At 62.8% G+C, this 18,342-nt stretch carries 18 protein-coding genes; 9 read left to right on the forward strand and 9 right to left on the reverse strand.

Features of this window, described 5'->3' with window-relative positions; translation table 11 throughout:
- The 5 genes from KDH09_05170 to KDH09_05190 form a co-directional block, all read right to left on the reverse strand.
- Positions 1-1,402, reverse strand: a 1,402-nt coding sequence (locus KDH09_05170; protein MCB0219066.1) for a hypothetical protein, incomplete at its 3' end; no start/stop codon positions are given.
- Positions 1,395-1,799, reverse strand: a complete 405-nt coding sequence (locus KDH09_05175; protein ID MCB0219067.1) for a cobalamin B12-binding domain-containing protein — start codon at positions 1,797-1,799, stop codon at positions 1,395-1,397. The genes KDH09_05175 and KDH09_05170, both read right to left, overlap by 8 nt.
- 63 nt (positions 1,800-1,862) lie before the next feature.
- Positions 1,863-2,261 carry an FxLYD domain-containing protein gene (locus KDH09_05180; GenBank protein MCB0219068.1) on the reverse strand — a complete coding sequence of 133 codons (399 nt, stop codon included), beginning with the start codon at positions 2,259-2,261 and terminating at the stop codon, positions 1,863-1,865.
- 7 nt (positions 2,262-2,268) lie between these two features.
- The gene (locus KDH09_05185) at positions 2,269-3,063 is read right to left on the reverse strand and encodes a hypothetical protein (GenBank protein MCB0219069.1); all 795 of its coding nucleotides are present in this window, start codon (positions 3,061-3,063) and stop codon (positions 2,269-2,271) included.
- 36 nt (positions 3,064-3,099) lie between these two features.
- Positions 3,100-3,555, reverse strand: a complete 456-nt coding sequence (locus KDH09_05190; GenBank protein ID MCB0219070.1) for a helix-turn-helix transcriptional regulator — start codon at positions 3,553-3,555, stop codon at positions 3,100-3,102.
- Positions 3,556-3,855: 300 nt separating this feature from the next.
- Between KDH09_05190 and KDH09_05195 the strand changes: the two genes are divergently transcribed.
- Genes KDH09_05195 through KDH09_05235 form a run of 9 tightly spaced genes read left to right on the forward strand, consistent with a single transcriptional unit; the run spans position 3,856 to position 14,400 of the window.
- Positions 3,856-4,791 (forward strand): hypothetical protein, encoded by a 936-nt coding sequence (locus KDH09_05195; protein ID MCB0219071.1) that lies wholly within the window; start codon positions 3,856-3,858, stop codon positions 4,789-4,791.
- A gap of 20 nt (positions 4,792-4,811) precedes the next feature.
- Positions 4,812-7,397, forward strand: a complete 2,586-nt coding sequence (gene gspD / locus KDH09_05200; GenBank protein MCB0219072.1) for a type II secretion system secretin GspD — start codon at positions 4,812-4,814, stop codon at positions 7,395-7,397.
- Positions 7,398-7,400: 3 nt separating this feature from the next.
- Complete coding sequence (gene gspE, locus KDH09_05205) at positions 7,401-9,170, forward strand: type II secretion system ATPase GspE (GenBank protein ID MCB0219073.1); 1,770 nt, start codon at positions 7,401-7,403, stop codon at positions 9,168-9,170.
- A 3-nt stretch (positions 9,171-9,173) separates the two neighbouring features.
- Complete coding sequence (gene gspF, locus KDH09_05210) at positions 9,174-10,400, forward strand: type II secretion system inner membrane protein GspF (GenBank protein MCB0219074.1); 1,227 nt, start codon at positions 9,174-9,176, stop codon at positions 10,398-10,400.
- Positions 10,401-10,419: 19 nt separating this feature from the next.
- Positions 10,420-10,902 carry a type II secretion system major pseudopilin GspG gene (gspG, locus tag KDH09_05215; protein ID MCB0219075.1) on the forward strand — a complete coding sequence of 161 codons (483 nt, stop codon included), beginning with the start codon at positions 10,420-10,422 and terminating at the stop codon, positions 10,900-10,902.
- Positions 10,903-10,908: 6 nt separating this feature from the next.
- Positions 10,909-11,496, forward strand: a complete 588-nt coding sequence (locus tag KDH09_05220) for a hypothetical protein (GenBank protein MCB0219076.1) — start codon at positions 10,909-10,911, stop codon at positions 11,494-11,496.
- Positions 11,493-11,942, forward strand: a complete 450-nt coding sequence (locus KDH09_05225) for a prepilin-type N-terminal cleavage/methylation domain-containing protein (GenBank protein ID MCB0219077.1) — start codon at positions 11,493-11,495, stop codon at positions 11,940-11,942. Before KDH09_05220 ends, KDH09_05225 begins: the two co-directional genes overlap by 4 nt.
- Positions 11,939-12,667, forward strand: coding sequence for a prepilin-type N-terminal cleavage/methylation domain-containing protein (locus KDH09_05230; protein MCB0219078.1), 729 nt, complete (start codon positions 11,939-11,941; stop codon positions 12,665-12,667). The genes KDH09_05225 and KDH09_05230 overlap by 4 nt, the downstream gene beginning before the upstream one ends.
- A complete protein-coding gene (locus KDH09_05235) occupies positions 12,664-14,400 on the forward strand; it encodes a general secretion pathway protein GspK (GenBank protein ID MCB0219079.1) in 1,737 nt (578 codons plus the stop codon). The genes KDH09_05230 and KDH09_05235 overlap by 4 nt, the downstream gene beginning before the upstream one ends.
- A 117-nt stretch (positions 14,401-14,517) precedes the next feature.
- Here the strand turns inward: KDH09_05235 and cimA are convergent, their stop codons facing one another.
- The 4 genes from cimA to KDH09_05255 all read right to left on the reverse strand — a co-directional run.
- Positions 14,518-16,107 (reverse strand): citramalate synthase, encoded by a 1,590-nt coding sequence (gene cimA / locus KDH09_05240; protein MCB0219080.1) that lies wholly within the window; start codon positions 16,105-16,107, stop codon positions 14,518-14,520.
- Between the two features lie 8 nt (positions 16,108-16,115).
- On the reverse strand, positions 16,116-17,339 hold the full coding sequence (locus tag KDH09_05245) for an aspartate kinase (protein MCB0219081.1): 1,224 nt from the start codon (positions 17,337-17,339) through the stop codon (positions 16,116-16,118).
- Positions 17,339-17,845, reverse strand: a complete 507-nt coding sequence (tsaE, locus tag KDH09_05250) for a tRNA (adenosine(37)-N6)-threonylcarbamoyltransferase complex ATPase subunit type 1 TsaE (GenBank protein ID MCB0219082.1) — start codon at positions 17,843-17,845, stop codon at positions 17,339-17,341. The genes KDH09_05245 and tsaE overlap by 1 nt, the downstream gene beginning before the upstream one ends.
- A gap of 3 nt (positions 17,846-17,848) precedes the next feature.
- A partial coding sequence (locus KDH09_05255; protein MCB0219083.1) for an NAD(P)H-hydrate dehydratase occupies positions 17,849-18,342 on the reverse strand: 494 nt, incomplete at its 5' end.

An 18,342-nucleotide genomic window follows, 5' to 3' on the forward strand; every position in this document is an offset into this window, starting at 1 on the left:
AGGGGTCGCTCTGGATCTGCGCCTGCGCCAGGTCGTTCTGGGCGCTCTTGATGAGCGCATTGGCCTGTTTGTGCATGATGATGGGGCTCAGACCCACCACCTCGGCCGCCTTGGCGTAGGTCTCGGCCGCGCCGAGGAAGCGCCCGCGGTTTCGCAGCAGGTCGCCCACACGAAGGAGCTCCCTGCCCCGCTCGGAATCGATCTCGTCGATCTCTTCCTTCTCGGCCTCTTCCTCGGACTCAACAAAGCGCACTTCCTCAATGTGGGTGCGGGCGATGCGGCGCATGGGCCGCTTCTTGAGGTAGTCGATCCAGCCCTTGTAGAAGGTATCGAAGTCGTAACCGAGCGCTTTCTCGAAGGCCGGTTCGTATTCAAGGCCTTCCGTGATGGCGTCGAGCACTTTCTGGAGCACCACGAAGCGCCCGTCACCGAGCTTCTTGTGGATGTATTCGATGATCGTGTTCACCTGCGCGAAGGCCTGGGCGCCCTCTTCGGCCGAATCGAGATAAACGAACGAGGGGTGCATGCGCTTGAGCGGAATAATCTTGTCTTCCTTGAGCGCGTTGAGCAGCAGCGTGTCCTGAGAGGGACTCATCTCCCCGAGGGAATCCGAGCGCCAGGCGTTTTCGAAATACTTGGCCAGCCCCTCATGGAGCCAGACAGGCGTGTGATTCTTCGTGCGGCGGTAGACAAAGTAGTGAACGAGTTCGTGGGCGAGCGTGTCGCGCCACTCATAGCCGCGCGGCAGCGCCTTGGGGCTCGTGATAATGAGCTTGTTGTACTTGCACAGGCCGATGGTGCCGGTCGTCTCGACGGCATCGCGCGGAATGTCACTCAGGCGGATAAATGCCTCGCCGGTGGGCGCAATCTCCGTGCGGATCTTCTCGGGGAAATCGATGCCGAGCGCGTGGGAGAGCTTTGCATACTGGGCTTCGAGCGTCTCGAGTGCGCCATCCACCAGAATCTCGTCGCGCCCGCGGTAGAACAGAATGAAGTGATCGCTCTCCGCGGTTTTGAACTCCTGTGCGATCTCCAGCGTGCGGTCGACAAAGCCGGCCATCTTCTTGATGACATCGATCTCCGGATCCTGGCGGAGCATGTCGGCCAGCACGGTGCGCGCGCGCTCGTAGTTGCCTTCGAGAAACGCGATGCGTGCTTCGAGATAGACCGCCAGCACCGGGTCCAGATCGGCGGAACTGGGCGAGTCGAGCACCGCCTTGACCTGCGGCAGGTCCCAGCGCTCGAGCGCATCGAGCACGGAGTCGGGCGTGGGGATATTGGTCTCGCCGGAGAATTCTTCGTAGGGCTGCACGCCGGCGCTAGCGCCGGGCACGCGCGCCAGCAGGATGAGCAGCGCGTACGCAGCAGGAATCCAGAATCGCTTGAAAAGGCTCTTAGTCACGCGGGCGGACATTCTCCCGCAGGAAGGCGGCGACGTCCTGGGTGCTCGCGCCAGGGGTGAAGAGCGCGGCGACTCCCTTTTCGAGAAGCCCGGGGACGTCGGCCTCTGGAATAATACCGCCGCCGAAGAGAAGAACCTCGTTCATGCCCTGCTCATCGAGCAGGCGGCGAATCTCTGGAAACACGAAGTTGTGGGCGCCCGAGAGAACAGAGAGCCCCACTGCGTCAACATCTTCCTGCAGCGCCGCGCTGGCAATCATCTCGGGGGTCTGGTGCAGGCCGGTGTAGACGACTTCAAAACCGGCGTCGCGCAGCGAGCGGGCGATGATCTTCGCACCGCGGTCATGGCCGTCGAGGCCGGGCTTGCCGATAAGGACACGGATCTTGCGATCTGCCATGGAGGGTCTTCCAGAAAATTCAGTAGTGACGCGGCCGCCAGCGGCACGCGCCCCGGCCCGCGCTCAGCGCAGGGTCTGGGGATCGGTCGAGGACTCGTCGTATCCGATGACGTAGTCGATGCGGGCGATCTGATCGGCCGAGGTCTCGCTGATGACGAAGAACGTGCCTTCGTCGCCGGCATTGAGGGTGCCGAGCGATTCATCGCCTTCAACGAGCTCGGTGAGCGTCTCCACCACCTGGCCATCTTCGTTGTAGAGGATGAAGGTCACCTGCACATACGCGGCGGCCTGGGCCGAGTCGTTGACCACGGCGCCATCGAGCGCGAGCTCACCGTTGGGGCCGCTGCCCTCGAGGATGGGACCGGCGAAATACACCGGTGCCGCTTCGCCCGAGCAGGCAGCCACCACGATCATGGCGCCCAGCGTGAGGATCCAGTTCTTGAATGTAGCGTTCGTCTTCACAGCTTCTTCACTTGCCTCCGCGGTCGTCGAAAAGCCGAACGACCTTGGAGCCGTCATCTGCCTCACCAGAATCGGTCTCGAATTCATCAAACTCCCGCGGCCCTGCGCCCTCGTGATCCTGGATGATGCCATCGAGGATCTGGCGCTGGAGCTTGAGCGCGCCCAAGGCGTGCTCGCGCAGGTAACCGCGCTCGAAAATGATCTCGCGGCGGCGTTTGAGCATCAGCAAGTAGCCCAGAATGAGCTGAGCGGCAAACAGGAAGCCCACGGTCAGATACAGGGCTGCGTTGCGCTCGAGAAGCGCCCGGTAGATGCGCGCCCGGTGGGCCGGAATCCGCACGATTCCGTAATAGTCATCGGCCGTTTCCGTGGCTGAAGACGCTTTCTCGGTCAGGGCAAAGGGCACGGTCACGGTAATTGTGCTGCCGTCGTCGCGAATGGTGTAGGGCTCGGAAAAATCCACGGAATCGAGGATTTCCGGGCGAATTCGGCCCAGTTTGAGGTCCTGCAGGCGGTAGACCTCGAAGGATTCGGCCCGACCGGCCCCTTCGTCGAAGAGCTTGCCACGCCCCAGGCGCTCGGCCAGGAAGGCGTTCAGCTCACGCAGGCTGAATTCCCCGCTCTGGTCCTGGCGGGCGGCAAAGAACTCGCCGGCGTGCTTGCCAAGAGCCTGGGCAATGGCACGGTTGCGGCGCACGGTGACCTGGGTCTCCTCGCTCACCTGGTTGCGCACGCCCACGATGATCGCCAGGACGAACATCGCCTGGAGAGCCGCAAACGCGATTTTTACCTGTTTGGTCACTGGATTCTGATTCCCGGTGGGACCCTGGGCTCCCGCTCAGGCCACCTTCGTCGTATCGATATATTCGCGCAGCATTCGCTGGATGCGCTTTTCGGGCGAGTAGCGGAGCAACATATAGACGGTATCGTTGAAGTGCCGCAGCGTCTGGCGGTCCAGGCCGCGGATCAAATTGATGAGCGCAATCTCGTGTTTTTCGAGCGCCGAGCGGGTCTGCGCCTCGGTCACCTCGGCCAGCCCCTCTTCGGTATCGATGCCCTCGCGACGCGCGAAACGCAGCAGGCGCTCCTTGCGGGCCAGGTCCCAGAGCTCGTCAGAGGAAACCCCAAGGATTTCAGCAAGTTGACGGGCTCTCTCTTCAGTCGGAGCATCGATTTTACCGGTCTCGAGCTGGTGAATGTAAGTGTTGGACACCCCCAGCGTCTGCGCCAGTTCTTCCTGGGTGAGCCGCGCTTCTTTGCGTAGCTGCCGCAGGTAGGTGCTGAATTTCTGCATCTCTCGCTCCTCTGGCGCATTGTCGGAAAGCCCGCAAACAGGCCTGCCGGACCGGCGCCCGATACACACATGCTCGCGCCGCGCACGGGCGCGCTCCGCATCGGGATTCCTCAGCCCCGCAACTGTACTGCCCGGGCGGCCCCGGGGTCAAGCTTCCGGGCGATAACCGCCTAAATTGATTAAAGTTTCTCCATCTTTGAGGGGCCGGAAATCCTTGACTAATCAAGTGCATTACTTTACAAGTTTTGAAATTAAGTAAGTTACTTAATTCGAGGAATTTACGGCGACGGAGCAGCCCCTTTGGAACAGCTGCAACTGGTTCTCAAGCGCTATCACTGGGTCATCACCCTGGTGATGTTGACCCTCATCGCACAGATGGTGGGCCGCGGCATTGGTTTGCTCATCGAGGGCCTCCTGCCCGCGGCCGCCGTTCGCTATGAGAGCCTCCCGCCCCAGGCGCTCACCCGCGAGAACAAGAACCAGGTCCGCTCGCTCAACTACTACAACATCATCACCGACCGGAATCTCTTCAACTCCAATCCGCCCGATACCTCGGCCCCGACCACGACGGCACCGACGACCGAAGTTGCCATCGGCAAGCTCAAGGACAAGGCCAAGGTGCGCGGCACCATTGTCGGTGAAGGCAGCGCGATGGCCATGATCGAAGTGCTCGAAAAGAAGGAAGTGGGCGTTTACCTGCCCGGCGACCTGATCATCGATGGCGCAGAGATCACGGCCATTCAGGAAGACGGTGTGGTCTACACCCAGGGCGGCGAGCAGGGATTCCTCCCGCTCGATGAATCCGATACAGGGACCGGCCCCAGGGCCGGAGGTCCCCCGCTCGACCGCGGGCGCGGGAACGATCACGACGCAGCCTCCGCTGATGATGGTGAAGTGGGAGTCGAGCAGGTCTCCGACACAGAGTTCATCATCGATGAGGCCGAGTTGCAGAACCAGCTCGCCAACATCAACCAGCTCATCCTGCAGGCCCGCGTCGTGCCCAACTTCTCGGGCGGCAAGATCGACGGCTTCAAGATCTTTGCGATCAAGCCCAACTCCATCTTCCGGAAACTGGGCCTCCGAAACGGCGACGTGCTCGTTTCGGTCAACGGCGTTCTGCTCGACAATCCGCAGAAGGGTCTGCAGGTCTTCCAGGATCTTCAGGGCCAGCGTCAGTTCAACATCGACCTCCGGCGCCGCGCCGAGAACATGAGCTATAACTACGAGGTCCGCTAGCGCGCACCACCAGGCAAGTGATGATTAAGAAACACCGACTACTACCCGTTCTGGCAACCCTCCTGATCGCGCTGATGCCGCTGGCATCCGACATGGGCGCGCCTTCCCCCGCCCGCGCGCAGGAGAAGACCGAGAAGGGCTTTGACATCAACTTCACGAATCTCGCCCTGGAGGACGTGATCAAGACCTACGCCAAGTGGATGGGCAAAAACTTCCTGCTCACCGACAAACTCAAGGGCGCTTCAATCACCGTCTACAGCGAGCGCAAGGTGAGCAAGGACGAAGCCTGGCGGGTGTTTGAATCGATCCTTCGCGCCAACGGTTACACCATCGTTCCCGGCCGTGAGGTCAACCGTATCGTGCCGGTGGCCGACGCCATGTCGGATCTCATCCCGACCTACTCGACCGAGGATCTGGTTTACGGCTCCCGCAACTTCTCGTACGTCACGCGCCTCTTTCCGCTCAAGTATGTCTCGGCCTCGGAGATGAAGGGCGTTGTGACAAAGTTCCTCTCCAAGGGCGCCGATGTGATGGAGTATGCGCCCACCAACCTGCTGATCATCACCGAGTCCAGTGCGCACATCAATCGTGTCATCAAGATCCTCAAGGAACTCGACGTCCCCTCCACCGAGGACGTCATGGAGATCGTTGAGATCAAGTATTCCGAAGTTACCGAGCTGGCCACCATGCTCGAGACGGTCATCGGCGCTACCGGCGGCGCGGCTACCAGCGGCGCTGCAGCGACCCGCGGGCGCACCGCCCGGCGGCGCCAGCCAGCCGCGGCTGCAGCCGAGGCTGCTGCTAGCGGGGGGAGCGGCAAGGACGTCCGCATCCTTCCCTTCGAGCGTACCAACTCGCTCATTCTCGTGGGTTCCAAGCGCGACATCGATTCGGTCAAAAGCCTGATCGAACTGCTCGATGTTCCCATTGAGGAAGGCAACAGTGTCGAAGAGAACATCTACGTCCACTACCTGGACTACGCCGATGCCACCGAGCTCTCGGGCACGCTCAACTCGCTGATCACCGGCTCGCAGGCGCAGAATCAGCAACAGGACTCGCGCCGCACCCTGCAGGGAAGCTCGCTCTCGCAACGCTCGGCCACGCGCCAGGAGGAGACCGCCGCAGCGCTCACCAACCAGGCACTTCGCCAGGGCGGTGCCAATGTGCAGACCCTCGCCAACGCCCGCTTCGAATCCGAAGTCCGCATCGTCGCCGATGAATCGACCAACTCCCTGCTCATCACGGCCAGCCGCCGCGATTACCAGACGCTGGCCAAGGTCATCGAGAAACTCGACCTGCCGCGCCGCCAGGTGTTTGTCGAAGCCGCCATTCTCGAAGTGCAGATCAACGATTCCTCGCAGCTGGGCTTTTCCTACTTCGGCGCCGGCACCGCGGGCGATGCGACCATCATCGGTCAGCAGTCGGTGGGCGGACCGCCCTCCCCGGTTGCCTTCGGCGCCGCCGACGCGAACACCATTGCGGGGCTTGGCGGCCTGACCACCGGCATCATCGGCCCCACCGAGAACGTCGACCTCGATGGGGATGGCACCACCGACCTGAGTGTGCCCACCTACGGCGCCATTCTCTCGGCAGCCGCGTCGGATCGCTCGGTCAACGTGCTCTCGACGCCCAACGTGCTCACCTCCGATAACGAACAGGCGCAGATCATCATCGCCAACAACGTCCCCATCCCCACCGGCCAGACCGTGGGCACCTCAGGCGTGACGACCTCGACCATCTCGCGCGAGGACATCGGCATCACGCTTCGCATCACCCCCCAGATCAACGAGGGCGATACCCTGCGCCTTGAGATCTTCGTGGAGATTTCCAACGTCGCGCAGGGCAGCTTCGGCATCGACGTCAATTCGAGCGGCATTGTGACCACTGTGCGCTCGGCCGAGAGCGTCGTGTCGGTCAAGGACCGCCAGCCCGTCATCATCGGCGGCCTCATTCAGGACAACGACAACCTGAGCGAAACGAAGGTCCCCATCCTCGGCGACATCCCGTTGCTTGGCGCGCTCTTCCGCAACCGCAACACGGTGCGCGACAAGCAGAACCTCGTCATCATGATCACCCCGCACATCGTGCGCGATCATCTCGATGTTTCCGAGGTTGTCGCCCTCGAAGTCGAGCGCCACAAGCCGGTCATCGAGAGCGAGGTGCTCAACACCTGGCTGCGCAACAAGAACCTGCAGTCGGCGCAGGAAGCGTTCCGCCGCCCGCCCGATGCGGCGCGCCTGCCCAAGGAACTCTCCCCCGACGAGATCCTGATCACGCCCGAGGGCACCTTCGACGCGGACGTCTACAACTCCATGCCGCGCGAAGAATCGGGTGAAGAGCTCGAGAAGAACTCCAAGGGCGAGGTCATCGCCCCGGTCGGCGGTCTTCGCCGTCGCGCCGGGGAAGCCGGCGCTGATGCCGGCGGTTTCGATGACGGCGACGCTGGCGACGAGCCGGCCGAGACAGCCGCGCCCGGCGAATCGGCGGCCGAGCAGGCTGCCCCCGCCGCGGTGGAGGACCGCCCGGACCCCGAAGAGATTCGCAGGCGAATCATGGAAGAGCGCGAGCGGCGCCGCCGTGAGCGTGAGGAGCAGAGCGGGAACTAGCCCATGGCGAGTCTTGCCGAACAACTGACCGAAGGCCTTGCCCGCACCCTCGAGCGCCCGCTCGAGAAGGTGGGCGATGCGATTTCCTTCGACCCCGACTGGCAGGTCGATCAGCTTCCCGAGAGCGAGGAACGCGATCGCTGGCACCATGTCGGGCGCATCCGCATCGATAAGAAGAAGGTCGACGAAGCCGCGCTCTACAAAGTGCTGGCCGAGCTGTGGGATCTGCCCCTTCAGGAAGACATCAAGATCGAGGACGTGGATCTCGACATCGTGCGGCGCTTCCCCATCAATCTGGCGCGCCAGTATGAGCTCCTGCCCATGCGGCGCGACAACGGCTCGCTGCGCGTGGCGGTGGCGCATCCTTCCCTGCTGGGGCCTCTCGAAGACGTGCAGCACTACTTCGGCGCGCCGCTCGAGATCATTCTCGTTCCGCCCACCCATGTCACCGACGCCATCAACCGCGTCTACGACCGCGCGACCGGAACTGCCGATGCCGCACTCGACGACCTGGGACAGCAGGAATCGGGACCGGCAGGGCTCGACGAACTTGCCAACGAACTCAACGAACCGGCCGACCTCCTCGACGCCGGCGACGAAGAGGCGCCCATCATTCGACTGGTGAACACCCTGCTCTACCAGTCGGTCAAGGAACGCGCCTCCGACATTCACATCGAGCCCTACGAGAAAGATGTCTCCGTGCGCTACCGCGTCGACGGCGTGCTGCACGAGATCATTCGCGCACCCAAGCGTTTCCAGGCCTCCATTTCGAGCCGCATCAAGGTCATGGCCGGCCTCAACATCGCCGAGAAGCGCCTGCCCCAGGACGGCCGCATCAAGATCAAAATCGCCGGCCGCGACGTGGACATCCGCGTTTCAACCGTGCCAACCACCTTTGGCGAGCGCATCGTCATGCGTCTGCTCGACAAGTCCAACGTGCTCATGGGCCTCGAGCAGCTCGGACTCAACCCCATTCAGCAGACCAACATCGAGGGGATCATTACCAAGTCCCACGGCATCTTCCTGGTGACCGGCCCCACCGGTAGCGGCAAGTCGACAACGCTCTATGCCTGCCTGCAGCGCATCAACTCACCAGACAAGATGATTATCACCGTCGAAGACCCGGTCGAATACCAGGTCTCGGGCGTGGGGCAGATCCAGGTCAATCCCAAGATCGACCTCACCTTTGCCAGCGGTCTTCGCTCCATCTTGCGTCAGGACCCCGACGTCATCATGATCGGCGAAATTCGCGACCGGGAAACCGCCGAGATCGCCATCCAGGCGTCGCTGACCGGTCACCTGGTGTTCTCGACGCTGCATACCAACGACGCCGCCGGCGCGGTCACGCGCCTCATCGACATGGGGATCGAGCCCTTCCTTGTCGCATCGTCCCTGCTCGCGGTGCAGGCCCAGCGCCTGGTGCGCGTGCTCTGCAAGAACTGCAAGACCCCCTACATGCCCTCCGAAACCGAACTCGGGGAGCTGGGACTCAAGCCGTCCGACGTCACCCCCGAGGACACCTTCTTCCGCGCTACCGGGTGCGAGCGTTGCCAGCAGACCGGCTACGCCGGCCGAATCGGCATCTATGAGCTCCTCATGGTCGATGACATCATTCGCGAGCACATCATGCAGAACTCCGATGCGACGCGCATCAAGAAGGACGGCGTCAAGGGCGGAATGCTCACCCTGCGCGACGACGGCGTGCGCAAGATCCGCATGGGCGTTACGAGCGCCGCCGAAGTCCTGCGCATCACGCAAGAGGATATCAACTAGGCCATGCCGGTCTTCGAATACGCAGGTTACGACGCCGGCGGCCGCGCCAAGAAAGGCATGGTCGAGGCCGATACCATGCGCGCGGCCAAGCAGCGGCTGCGCGGTCAGGGCGTGTTCGTCAAGAACATCAAGGAAAGCCAGGCCAAATCCGAAGAGAAGATCACCCGCGTTCCGGTGCAGGAATTCTTCCAGCGCGTCGCCAAAGAAGAGGTCGTCCTCATGACCCGCCAGCTCGCCACGCTGGTCTCGGCGCACATTCCGCTGGTATCGGGCCTTGGCGCGCTGGCCGAGCAGACCGAGGGCGTCAAGCTCAAGACCATCATTGCCCAGCTCAAGGACGACGTGAACGAGGGCGCCTCGCTGGCCGCCGCCATGCGCCAGCACGCCAACGTGTTCCCTTCCCTCTATACGAACATGATCGCAGCGGGCGAGGCCTCCGGCGCGCTCGACGTGGTGCTGCTGCGCCTTGCCGACTTCATGGAAAATCAGGACGACCTGCGCCGCCGCGTGCGCGGGGCGCTCACCTACCCCATTGTCGTCATGGTGATCGCCCTTGGCGTGGTGTTCTTCCTGATGACCACCGTTGTGCCCAAGGTGCTGACCATCTTCGATGCGCAGCGCCGCACCCTGCCGCTTCCCACGCGCATCCTCCAGTTCATGAGCCACGCCATTGCGGGCTACTGGTGGCTGGTCATCGCACTGGTCGCCGGCGCGGTGTGGGGAATCCGTAAATACATGAGCACACCCGAAGGCCGCCGCCGCTGGGATGAGATCTCGCTGGAGCTCCCGATTTTCGGAAACGTCGCACGCAAGGTGGCCGTTGCACGCTTTGCCCGCACCCTCTCCACCCTGCTCTCGGCGGGCATCCCGCTCCTGCAGGCCATGGACATCACCAAGAACGTGGTGGACAACGTCGTCATCGAGAGCGCGCTCAACGAGGCGCGCGACAACATTTCCGAGGGCGCCTCGCTCTCCTCGCAGCTCAAACAGAGCGGCGTGTTCCCGCCCATGGTCACCCACATGATCAGCGTCGGTGAAAGCTCGGGAGAGCTCGAACAGATGCTGGTGCGCGTGGCCGATACTTACGAAAACGAAGTGCGCACCGTGCTCGACTCCATGACCTCACTGCTGCAGCCCATCATCATTGTGGTGCTGGCCGTGGTGGTTGGTTTCATCGCCGTCGCGGTGCTCATGCCCATTTTTCAGCTATCCCAAGGACTCAAACACTAAGCCCCAAGGAGGTTTGGCAATGAAACTCAAGAACCGCATTCACAACTCTGCCGCGCGCAACGCCTCGCGTGCGGGCTTCTCGCTTGTCGAAATCATGGTCGTGGTGGTCATCATCGGCCTGCTGGCAAGCATCGTGGGCGTGGCCGTGTTCAACCAGGTCGACGAAGGCCGCCAGAACACCGCCCGCGCGCAGATCCGCACCTTCCAGTCGGCCCTCGACATGTACCGCCTGGACTGCCACCGCTACCCGACGACCGACCAGGGCCTCAAGACGCTGGTTACCGAGCCCTCGGGCAAGGGATGCCGCCGCTACAAGAAAAGCGGCTACGTCGCCGGCGGCCAGATCCCGCTTGATCCGTGGGATCAGCCCTACGTCTACCAAAGCCCCGGCCCCAACGGTGAGCCCTACTGGATCGCCTCCTACGGCGCCGACGGTCAGTCGGGCGGCGAGGAATCCGACAAGGACATCACCAGTGCGGACGCATTCGGCGCCGAAGAGTAAGAGCCCATGGAAACGGCGCTCAGCCGTCCTGCCCTCTCGCGACACAAACTTGCCCGCCGCAGCAGGTCTGCGGCGGGCTTTACGCTCATCGAGGTGGGTGTGGCGCTGGCGCTGCTGGCTCTGACCGCATCGCTCGTAATCCCCGAGCTCGGGCAGATCACCGACGCCAACGTGCGCTCGCAGGGAAACGCCTTTATCGGGGCAATCGAATACGCCAACACCCAGGCCGTCACCCGGCGGCGCTACTACCGCCTCTACTTCGATCTCGACAAGAACACCTACTGGGTGGCCGCGCGCAATGAAAAGGGGCACTTCCGCCCGCTGAAGTTCGATCCACTGGGAAGCGAGCGCCCGCTGCTCGACGGCGTCGAGTTCAAGGACGTGTTCATCATCAACACGGTCTACAAGAAGGGCGTGACCTACGCCGAGCTTCTGCCCGATGGCACCATGGACCCGATGCTCATCCATCTCGACAGCTACAGCGGCGATGAATACACCGTCGAGATCGACGACTACGTTTCCAGCGCCGAGGTTTTTCCCGGTTACACCGATCCCAAGGACTACAGTTCCCTCACGGTGAAGTTTGCCGAATGAAGTGCCCCGCCCCCAAGCGACGCGCGCGCGAGCGCGGCTTTACCTTTATCGAGGTAACGGCCGCGCTGGCCATTCTGGCGCTGGCGCTGGTGGTGCTGCTCGACGGCGTGCGCCAGGGCACCATGGCCTTCATGCAGACGCGCGACCTGGCCACGGCCCAGACGCTCGCACGCAGGGTGATGACCGAAACCCTGCTCAACGACGAGCTGCCCCTGGACGATGAGATCGATCGCGGCGACTTCGGCAGCGACTATCCCAACTACGAATGGCAGGTCGAATACAAGGTCAACGAGAACATCGAGGACCTGCGCCAGCTTGCGCCGGATCTCACCAAGACCCTCTTCCTCCTCAAGGTCAAGGTTCTCTGGGATGACGATGGCCTGGAGCAGGAATACGAGCTTCGCTCCGTGCGACTCTACGATGTCGAAGAGGAGACTCAGCCATGAGGCCCCTCCGCCGCCAGATGCGCTCCCGGCCCCGCGGTATCACCCTCATCGAGGTGCTCTTTGCCATCGCGATCCTGGGGATGATCGCCGGCCTGGTCTATTCGAGCTTTGTCCCAACCCTCGAGATCACGCAGGAAGTGAACGCCCAGCGCGCCCTCTACCGGCGCGCGCGCGTCATTTTTCAGCGCATGGAAAGCGAGTTCCGCGGCGCCTTTCTCGGAATCTACCCCGCCTCGAACCGCCGCAACTGCGAACTCGACCTGCGCGACTGCCCGTTCTTCTTCGTGGGCGAGGACAACGGATCGCTCGATGAAGTCACGTTTACGAGCCTGGCCGGCAGGCCCGCCAGCCGCCGCCTGCAGGCCGACCAGATCTGGCTGCACTACTACGCCGACAAGGACGAGAGCGGGCAGATGATTCTCTACCGCGAGGAACGCCCCATCCACAACGGCGACTTCGACGACACGGTTCCCATCAAGACGCCGCTGTTTCACAACGTCGATCGCTTCAATCTGCGCTACATCGAACGCGGAACGACCAACGATTACGTCGATGAGTGGGACTCGACCCGCGGCCTCGATGAGACGGAGACCAACCACCTGCCCCGCGCGGTGGAAATCTCGATCCGCTACACCGACGAACTCGAACACGAGGGAGAGTTCATTACCATCGTGGAGATCCCCGCCAGCGAGCCACTCGAGGAAGAGGAGACCACCCAGCAATGATGCGCAGTCTGCACAAGCGCTCGCGCCGCCCGCGCGGCGTCGCCCTGCTGCTGGCGATCCTGATCGTCGCGCTGCTCAGCGTGGCGCTCTCGGACTTCCTCTACCGCTCCCGCGTGGACCTCGATGCCGCGCGCAACTTTGAGGATCTCCAGCAGGCCCGCTACGCCGCACGTGCAGGCGTGGAGGCCGGCTCCCTGTTCCTGACCGCTGTCAAAGCCAACGAGTGGGCAGACGCGCTCATCACGCTTGGTGTGCCCAACTTCGGCGCGGGCGGATTCATTGCGGGCGCCGATGAGTTCAAGAAGAACCAGCCTCAGCAGGAACTCCAGGGCGAGGTATTCAATGACGACACTCCCAGCCTCACGGGCGTCGATTTTGCCGAGGCCTACTACGACATCCCCCACAACGACCCCGACGGATTCAACAACGGCTACCTGCAGTTCATCTCAAGCCTGACGGGCTTCAATTTCTTTACCGATGGCGAAGACGACGACAGCTTCGGCGACAACATCGACGTGGAAATTCGCTTCATCGACGAGTCGAGCCGCCTCAATCTCAACGCGCTCTACTACTGCTCCCCCAGCAGCGGGTGCGGCGACTCCAACCAGTTCAACGTGAACCTCTACTACCAGATTCGCCAGCTCTTCATCGACCAGATCATTCGCGCGCGCGAGGAGAGTGAATCGAAGTTCGGCGCCCGTGAGAAAGAGCGCGAAGAGGCCGATACCGACGAGCGCGACCGGGACGGTTCACGCTTCGAGGACGAGGTGGAAGTCGGTGACATCGACCAGATCATGTGCTCCATTCTCGACTGGCTCGACCCCGATGATACGCAGGCCAGCAACGACGGATGCAGCGAGGGCGCCGAACGCGATGACTACCTGCGCCTTGATGAGCCCTACGAGCCGCGCAACGGCCCCATGGAGAGCGTGGGCGAGCTGCGCCTGGTCAACGGCGTCACCGCCGACATTTACCGCGCGGTGGCCCCGTTTCTCACCGTCTACCCCCAGGTCCCGAGCGGCGATTGCCGCGCACGGCTCGAAACCCTGCGTTCGAGCGTCAACAGCGAAGAGCAGTTCAAGTGCTTCGACGACAAGGTCAACCTGATGGCCGCCTCCGATCAGGTGATCAAGGCCTGGGCCGTCGGCGGCTTCAACAAAGAGAACTACGTCGAGCCCGATCTGCGCACGCGCGACATCAAGGAATTCAAGGAAGAGGTGCTGACCCTGCTCAACTGCGCGCGTCTGCCCCAGGACGTCGCCGAAGGATCGGGTTGCCCCGCCCCCGCGCCGGGCGTTGCGGCGGCACCCGATTGCTGGGCCACCAGCGCCGACATCAAGCGCGTGCTCGAAACCAATGGCATCTATGCGTTCCAGGAAGTGGGCGATACCCCCAACGTCGGCGCCGCCACCACGAACCTGAGCTGCAGCGGCGGCAACAATCAGAACAACCAGGCTGGCAATTTCGGGGACGCCAACGCACAGCAGAATGCCATCAATTTCCGCAAGCTGGTGGGTGACTACGTCACCATCGAGGCCATCGGGAAGGTGGGCCTGCTCGACGAGGGCGTGGTCATGGACGACGGCGCCCCTGCAACGGACGGTGAGGATGAAGAAGACGAAGGTGGCGGCCTGCGCACTCCGATCGAGTCGCGCATCACGGCCACCTACTACGTCGACGGTTCCAACCAGAGCGCCCCGAAGCTCAAGCTGCTGCGCTGGCAGGAATACTGAGCGCTTCGCGCCTCTCCACCCAGCCTGTCATTCTGAGGGGCGCAACGCGGCCCGAAGAATCGCGTGGAGCCGTCTCGGACGCGATTCTTCGCTGCGCTCAGAATGACACGACTTGGCCTACTTCTTCTTGAGTCGGTGCTTGAAGAGCTTGTAGCGGATGGCATCGACGATGGCCTGGTACGAGGCCTCGAGGATGTTGTGGGAGACGCCCACGGTGCCCCAGCGGTCTTCGCCGTCGGTGCTTTCGATGAGCACGCGAACCTTCGATTCGGTGCCATGCTCGCCCGCCAGGACGCGCACCTTGTAATCGACCAGTTCGACCTCGGAGAGCTCGGGGAAGAATTTCTCGAGCGCCTTGCGAAGCGCGGCATCGAGCGCGTTGACCGGGCCGTTGCCCAGCGCGGCGGTATGCTCGATGTGGCCGTCCACTTCCACCTGCACGGTTGCCTCGGCGACGGGATCTTCGTCCTCGTGACGCTTTTCATCGATCACGCGGAAACCAACCAGCCGGAAGTTCTTGAGCCGTTTCTTGTGCTTGATCTCCTGCATGAGCAGTTCGAATGAAGCCTCGGCCCCCTCGAATTCAAAGCCTCCGTGCTCGAGGGCCTTGAGCTGCTCGACGACGTCCTTGAGAGCCGGATCGCTGGGATCGACATCGAGGCCCCATTCCTTGGCCTTGTAGAGCACGTTGGACTTGCCCGAGAGATCCGAGACGAGCACGCGCTGGCGGTTGCCCACCAGCGTGGGATCGATGTGCTCATAGGTCTGGGAGTTCTTCACCACAGCCGAGACATGCACCCCGCCCTTGTGAGCAAAGGCGCTCTCGCCCACGTAGGGCTGGCGCTTGTCGGGGCTGGAATTGAGCAGTTCGTAGATGAGCCGCGAAGTCTTCTTGAGGTTCTTGAGCTGCGCCTTGCTCACGCAGGGATAGCCCAGCTTGAGCTGCAGGCTCGGGATGATGGAGATCAGGTTGGCGTTGCCGCAACGCTCGCCAAAACCATTGATGGTCCCCTGCACCTGACGGGCGCCGGCCTCGACCGCCGCGACCGAGTTGGCCGCCGCCATCTCGCAGTCGTTGTGGGCGTGAATGCCCACCTGCACATCGGGAAAGCGTGAGACCACCGCAGCGACGTTCTCGCGCAGAACGCTGGTCATGGTCCCGCCGTTGGTATCACAGAGCACCAGCGCGTCGGCCCCGGCGCTTGCCGCACTCTCCAGCGTGGAGAGCGCATACTCGGGGTTGTCCGCGTAACCGTCGAAGAAGTGTTCGGCGTCGTAGAAGACCTCGTCGAAGTGCTTTTTGAGATACTTCACCGTGTCGTGGATGAGGTCGAGATTTTCTTCCAGCGAGATTCCCAGCGCCTTCTGCACGTGCAGCGTCCAGCTCTTGCCGAAGATGCAGGCCACCGGCGTGCCGCAGCTCAGCAGCGCGCGGACGCTCGGGTCCTTGCCGGCGCTGGTACCCGCGCGGCGGGTCGACCCAAACGCGGTCGGGCGCGCGTTTCTGAGTTTTTCCTTCTGAATCCGCTCGAAGAAAGCGGCATCGCGCGGGTTGGAACCGGGCCACCCGCCCTCGATGTAGCTCACCCCCAGATCGTCGAGGGCACAGGCAATGCGTACCTTGTCCTCGACCGAGAAGCTCACGTCCTCGCTCTGGGTGCCGTCACGCAGGGTGACGTCGTAGATGGTGACTTTCTTGCTACTCACAGCGGTTCTCAGGAGGCTACCTTGTCCAGCTCGAATTCTTCATGGAGCGCCCGCACGGCGAGCTCGGTGTACTTCTCATCCACCACGCAGGAGACCTTGATCTCCGAGGTGCTGATCATCTGGATGTTCACACCCTCTTTGGCAAGGCAGTTGAACATCCGCGAGGCAACACCCGCGTGCGAGCGCATCCCGACACCAATGGCCGAGACCTTGGCGATCTTGGAATCCGTGATGACCCCCGCAGCGCCCGTTTCCTCGGCGATCTTGCGCACGATTTCCTCAGCGCGCGGCACGTCAGCCTTGCCCACGGTAAAGGTCATGTCCGTGTGCCCTTCGCTCGAGATGTTCTGGATGATCATGTCCACGTTGATGTTCGCGCCCGAGATGGCTGCAAACAGTTTGGCGGCAATGCCCGGCTTGTCGGGCACCTTGTGCATCGTGATTTTGGCTTCATTCTTGTCGTATGCGATTGCCGACACCAGGAGCTCTTCCATCTCCGGGTCCTCCTTGCCGATGAAGGTGCCATCGGTATCTTCAAAGGTTGAGCGCACGTGCACGGTCACGCCGTGGCGCATGGCGAACTCGACCGAGCGGGTCTGGAGCACCTTGGCCCCAAGCGACGCCATTTCGAGCATTTCTTCGTAGCTGACATGGTTGATCTTGCGGGCCTCGGGCACAAAACGTGGATCGGTCGTATAGACGCCGTTCACGTCGGTATAGATCTCGCACACGTCGGCCTTCAGCGCCGCGGCGAGCGCCACCGCCGAGAGATCGGAGCCGCCGCGGCCGAGCGTCGCAACCTCGCCATCTTCGGTCACGCCCTGAAAGCCCGCGACCACCGCGACGTTGCCGTTTCCGAGCGAAGCCAGCAGCTTCTCCGAATCAATGTCCTTGATGCGGCACTTGGTGTGTGCATTGTCGGTGTGAAAGGCCACCTGCCAGCCCAGAAAACTCTGCGCCTTGCCGCCGAGCTTCTCGATCGCCATGGCCAGCAACGCGATGGTCACCTGCTCGCCGCTGGCCAGCAGGACGTCCATCTCGCGCGGATTGGGCTTGTCCGAGTAGAAATTCGCCATGTCGGTGAGCCGGTTGGTCTCCCCAGACATTGCCGAGACGACAACTGCGACCTGGTTGCCCTGCTCTACCGTTCGAAGCACGCGGCGCGCGACGTTCTCGATCTTCTCGAGCGAGCCGACCGAAGTGCCGCCGTATTTTTGCACAACGAGTGCCACTAGCTGTTCGCCTCCAGTAATTCGATGACTGCGCCCCAGGCTCCCTCGCGATCCCCGCATTCGGGAGTCACAACCTCTACCAGGCGAAGGTCCGGGTCCTCGGCCGAGTGATCCAGTCCGATGACCAGATTGCGCCCGGGGGGCATGGCGCCGGGGAATTTCTCCGACCACTCGGCCAGAATGATGGCGCGCGCGTCGAGGGCCTCATCCACCCCCAACTCAGGGAGGCTATTGATAGATTCGACGCGGTAAAAATCAAAGTGGGCGATGGGGTAGCGCCCCTCATATTCGTTGAGCAGGGTAAAGGTCGGGCTGGTTACCTGATCGAGCTCTTCGACCCCCAGTCCCTCACAAATGGCCCGTGCCAGCGTGGTCTTGCCCGCGCCCAGCTCGCCCTGCAGGCTCAGCACCGCCCCCTCGGGCAGCGCCTGGCCCAGGGCAACCCCGAAGGCGTGCGTGGCTTCCTCATCGGAGAGCCTGAACTTGAAGGTCCGTGCTGCGCCCATGGCTCACTCCTGGTGCTCCTCGGGCTCGTCGTGGTGATGGTGAAGTTCCTCATGCAGGTCCGAGAGCAGTGCCGGCAGCTCTGCAATGAGGTCCGAGGCGATGAGCGAGGCCTCCGAGCCGCGCGCCGCCAGCCGGTCGGCGGCCATGGCGTGAAGCAGCACGGCGGTGGCTGCCGCCTCGATCGGGGTGATGCCTTCCTGAACGAGCAATCCGGCGATGAGTCCTGCCAGCACGTCGCCGGTGCCGCCGCTGGCAAGTCCGGCATTGCCCATGGGGCAGATGATCGCCTGCCCGTCGGGCAGCGCGATGACCGTGCCGGCCCCCTTGAGCACCACGATGACCGCATGTTCTTCGGCGTAGGCCGTGGCCACCCCCACCCGGTCGGCCTGCACCTCCTGGGTGGTAAAGCCGCTCAGTCGGCTCATCTCGCCAGGGTGCGGCGTGACGACGATCTGCTCGCTGGCCAGCTTGCCCGGGCTGATGCTGTTCTTTGCCA

This window comes from Chrysiogenia bacterium (assembly GCA_020434085.1).
Lineage (GTDB): Bacteria > JAGRBM01 > JAGRBM01 > JAGRBM01 > JAGRBM01 > JAGRBM01.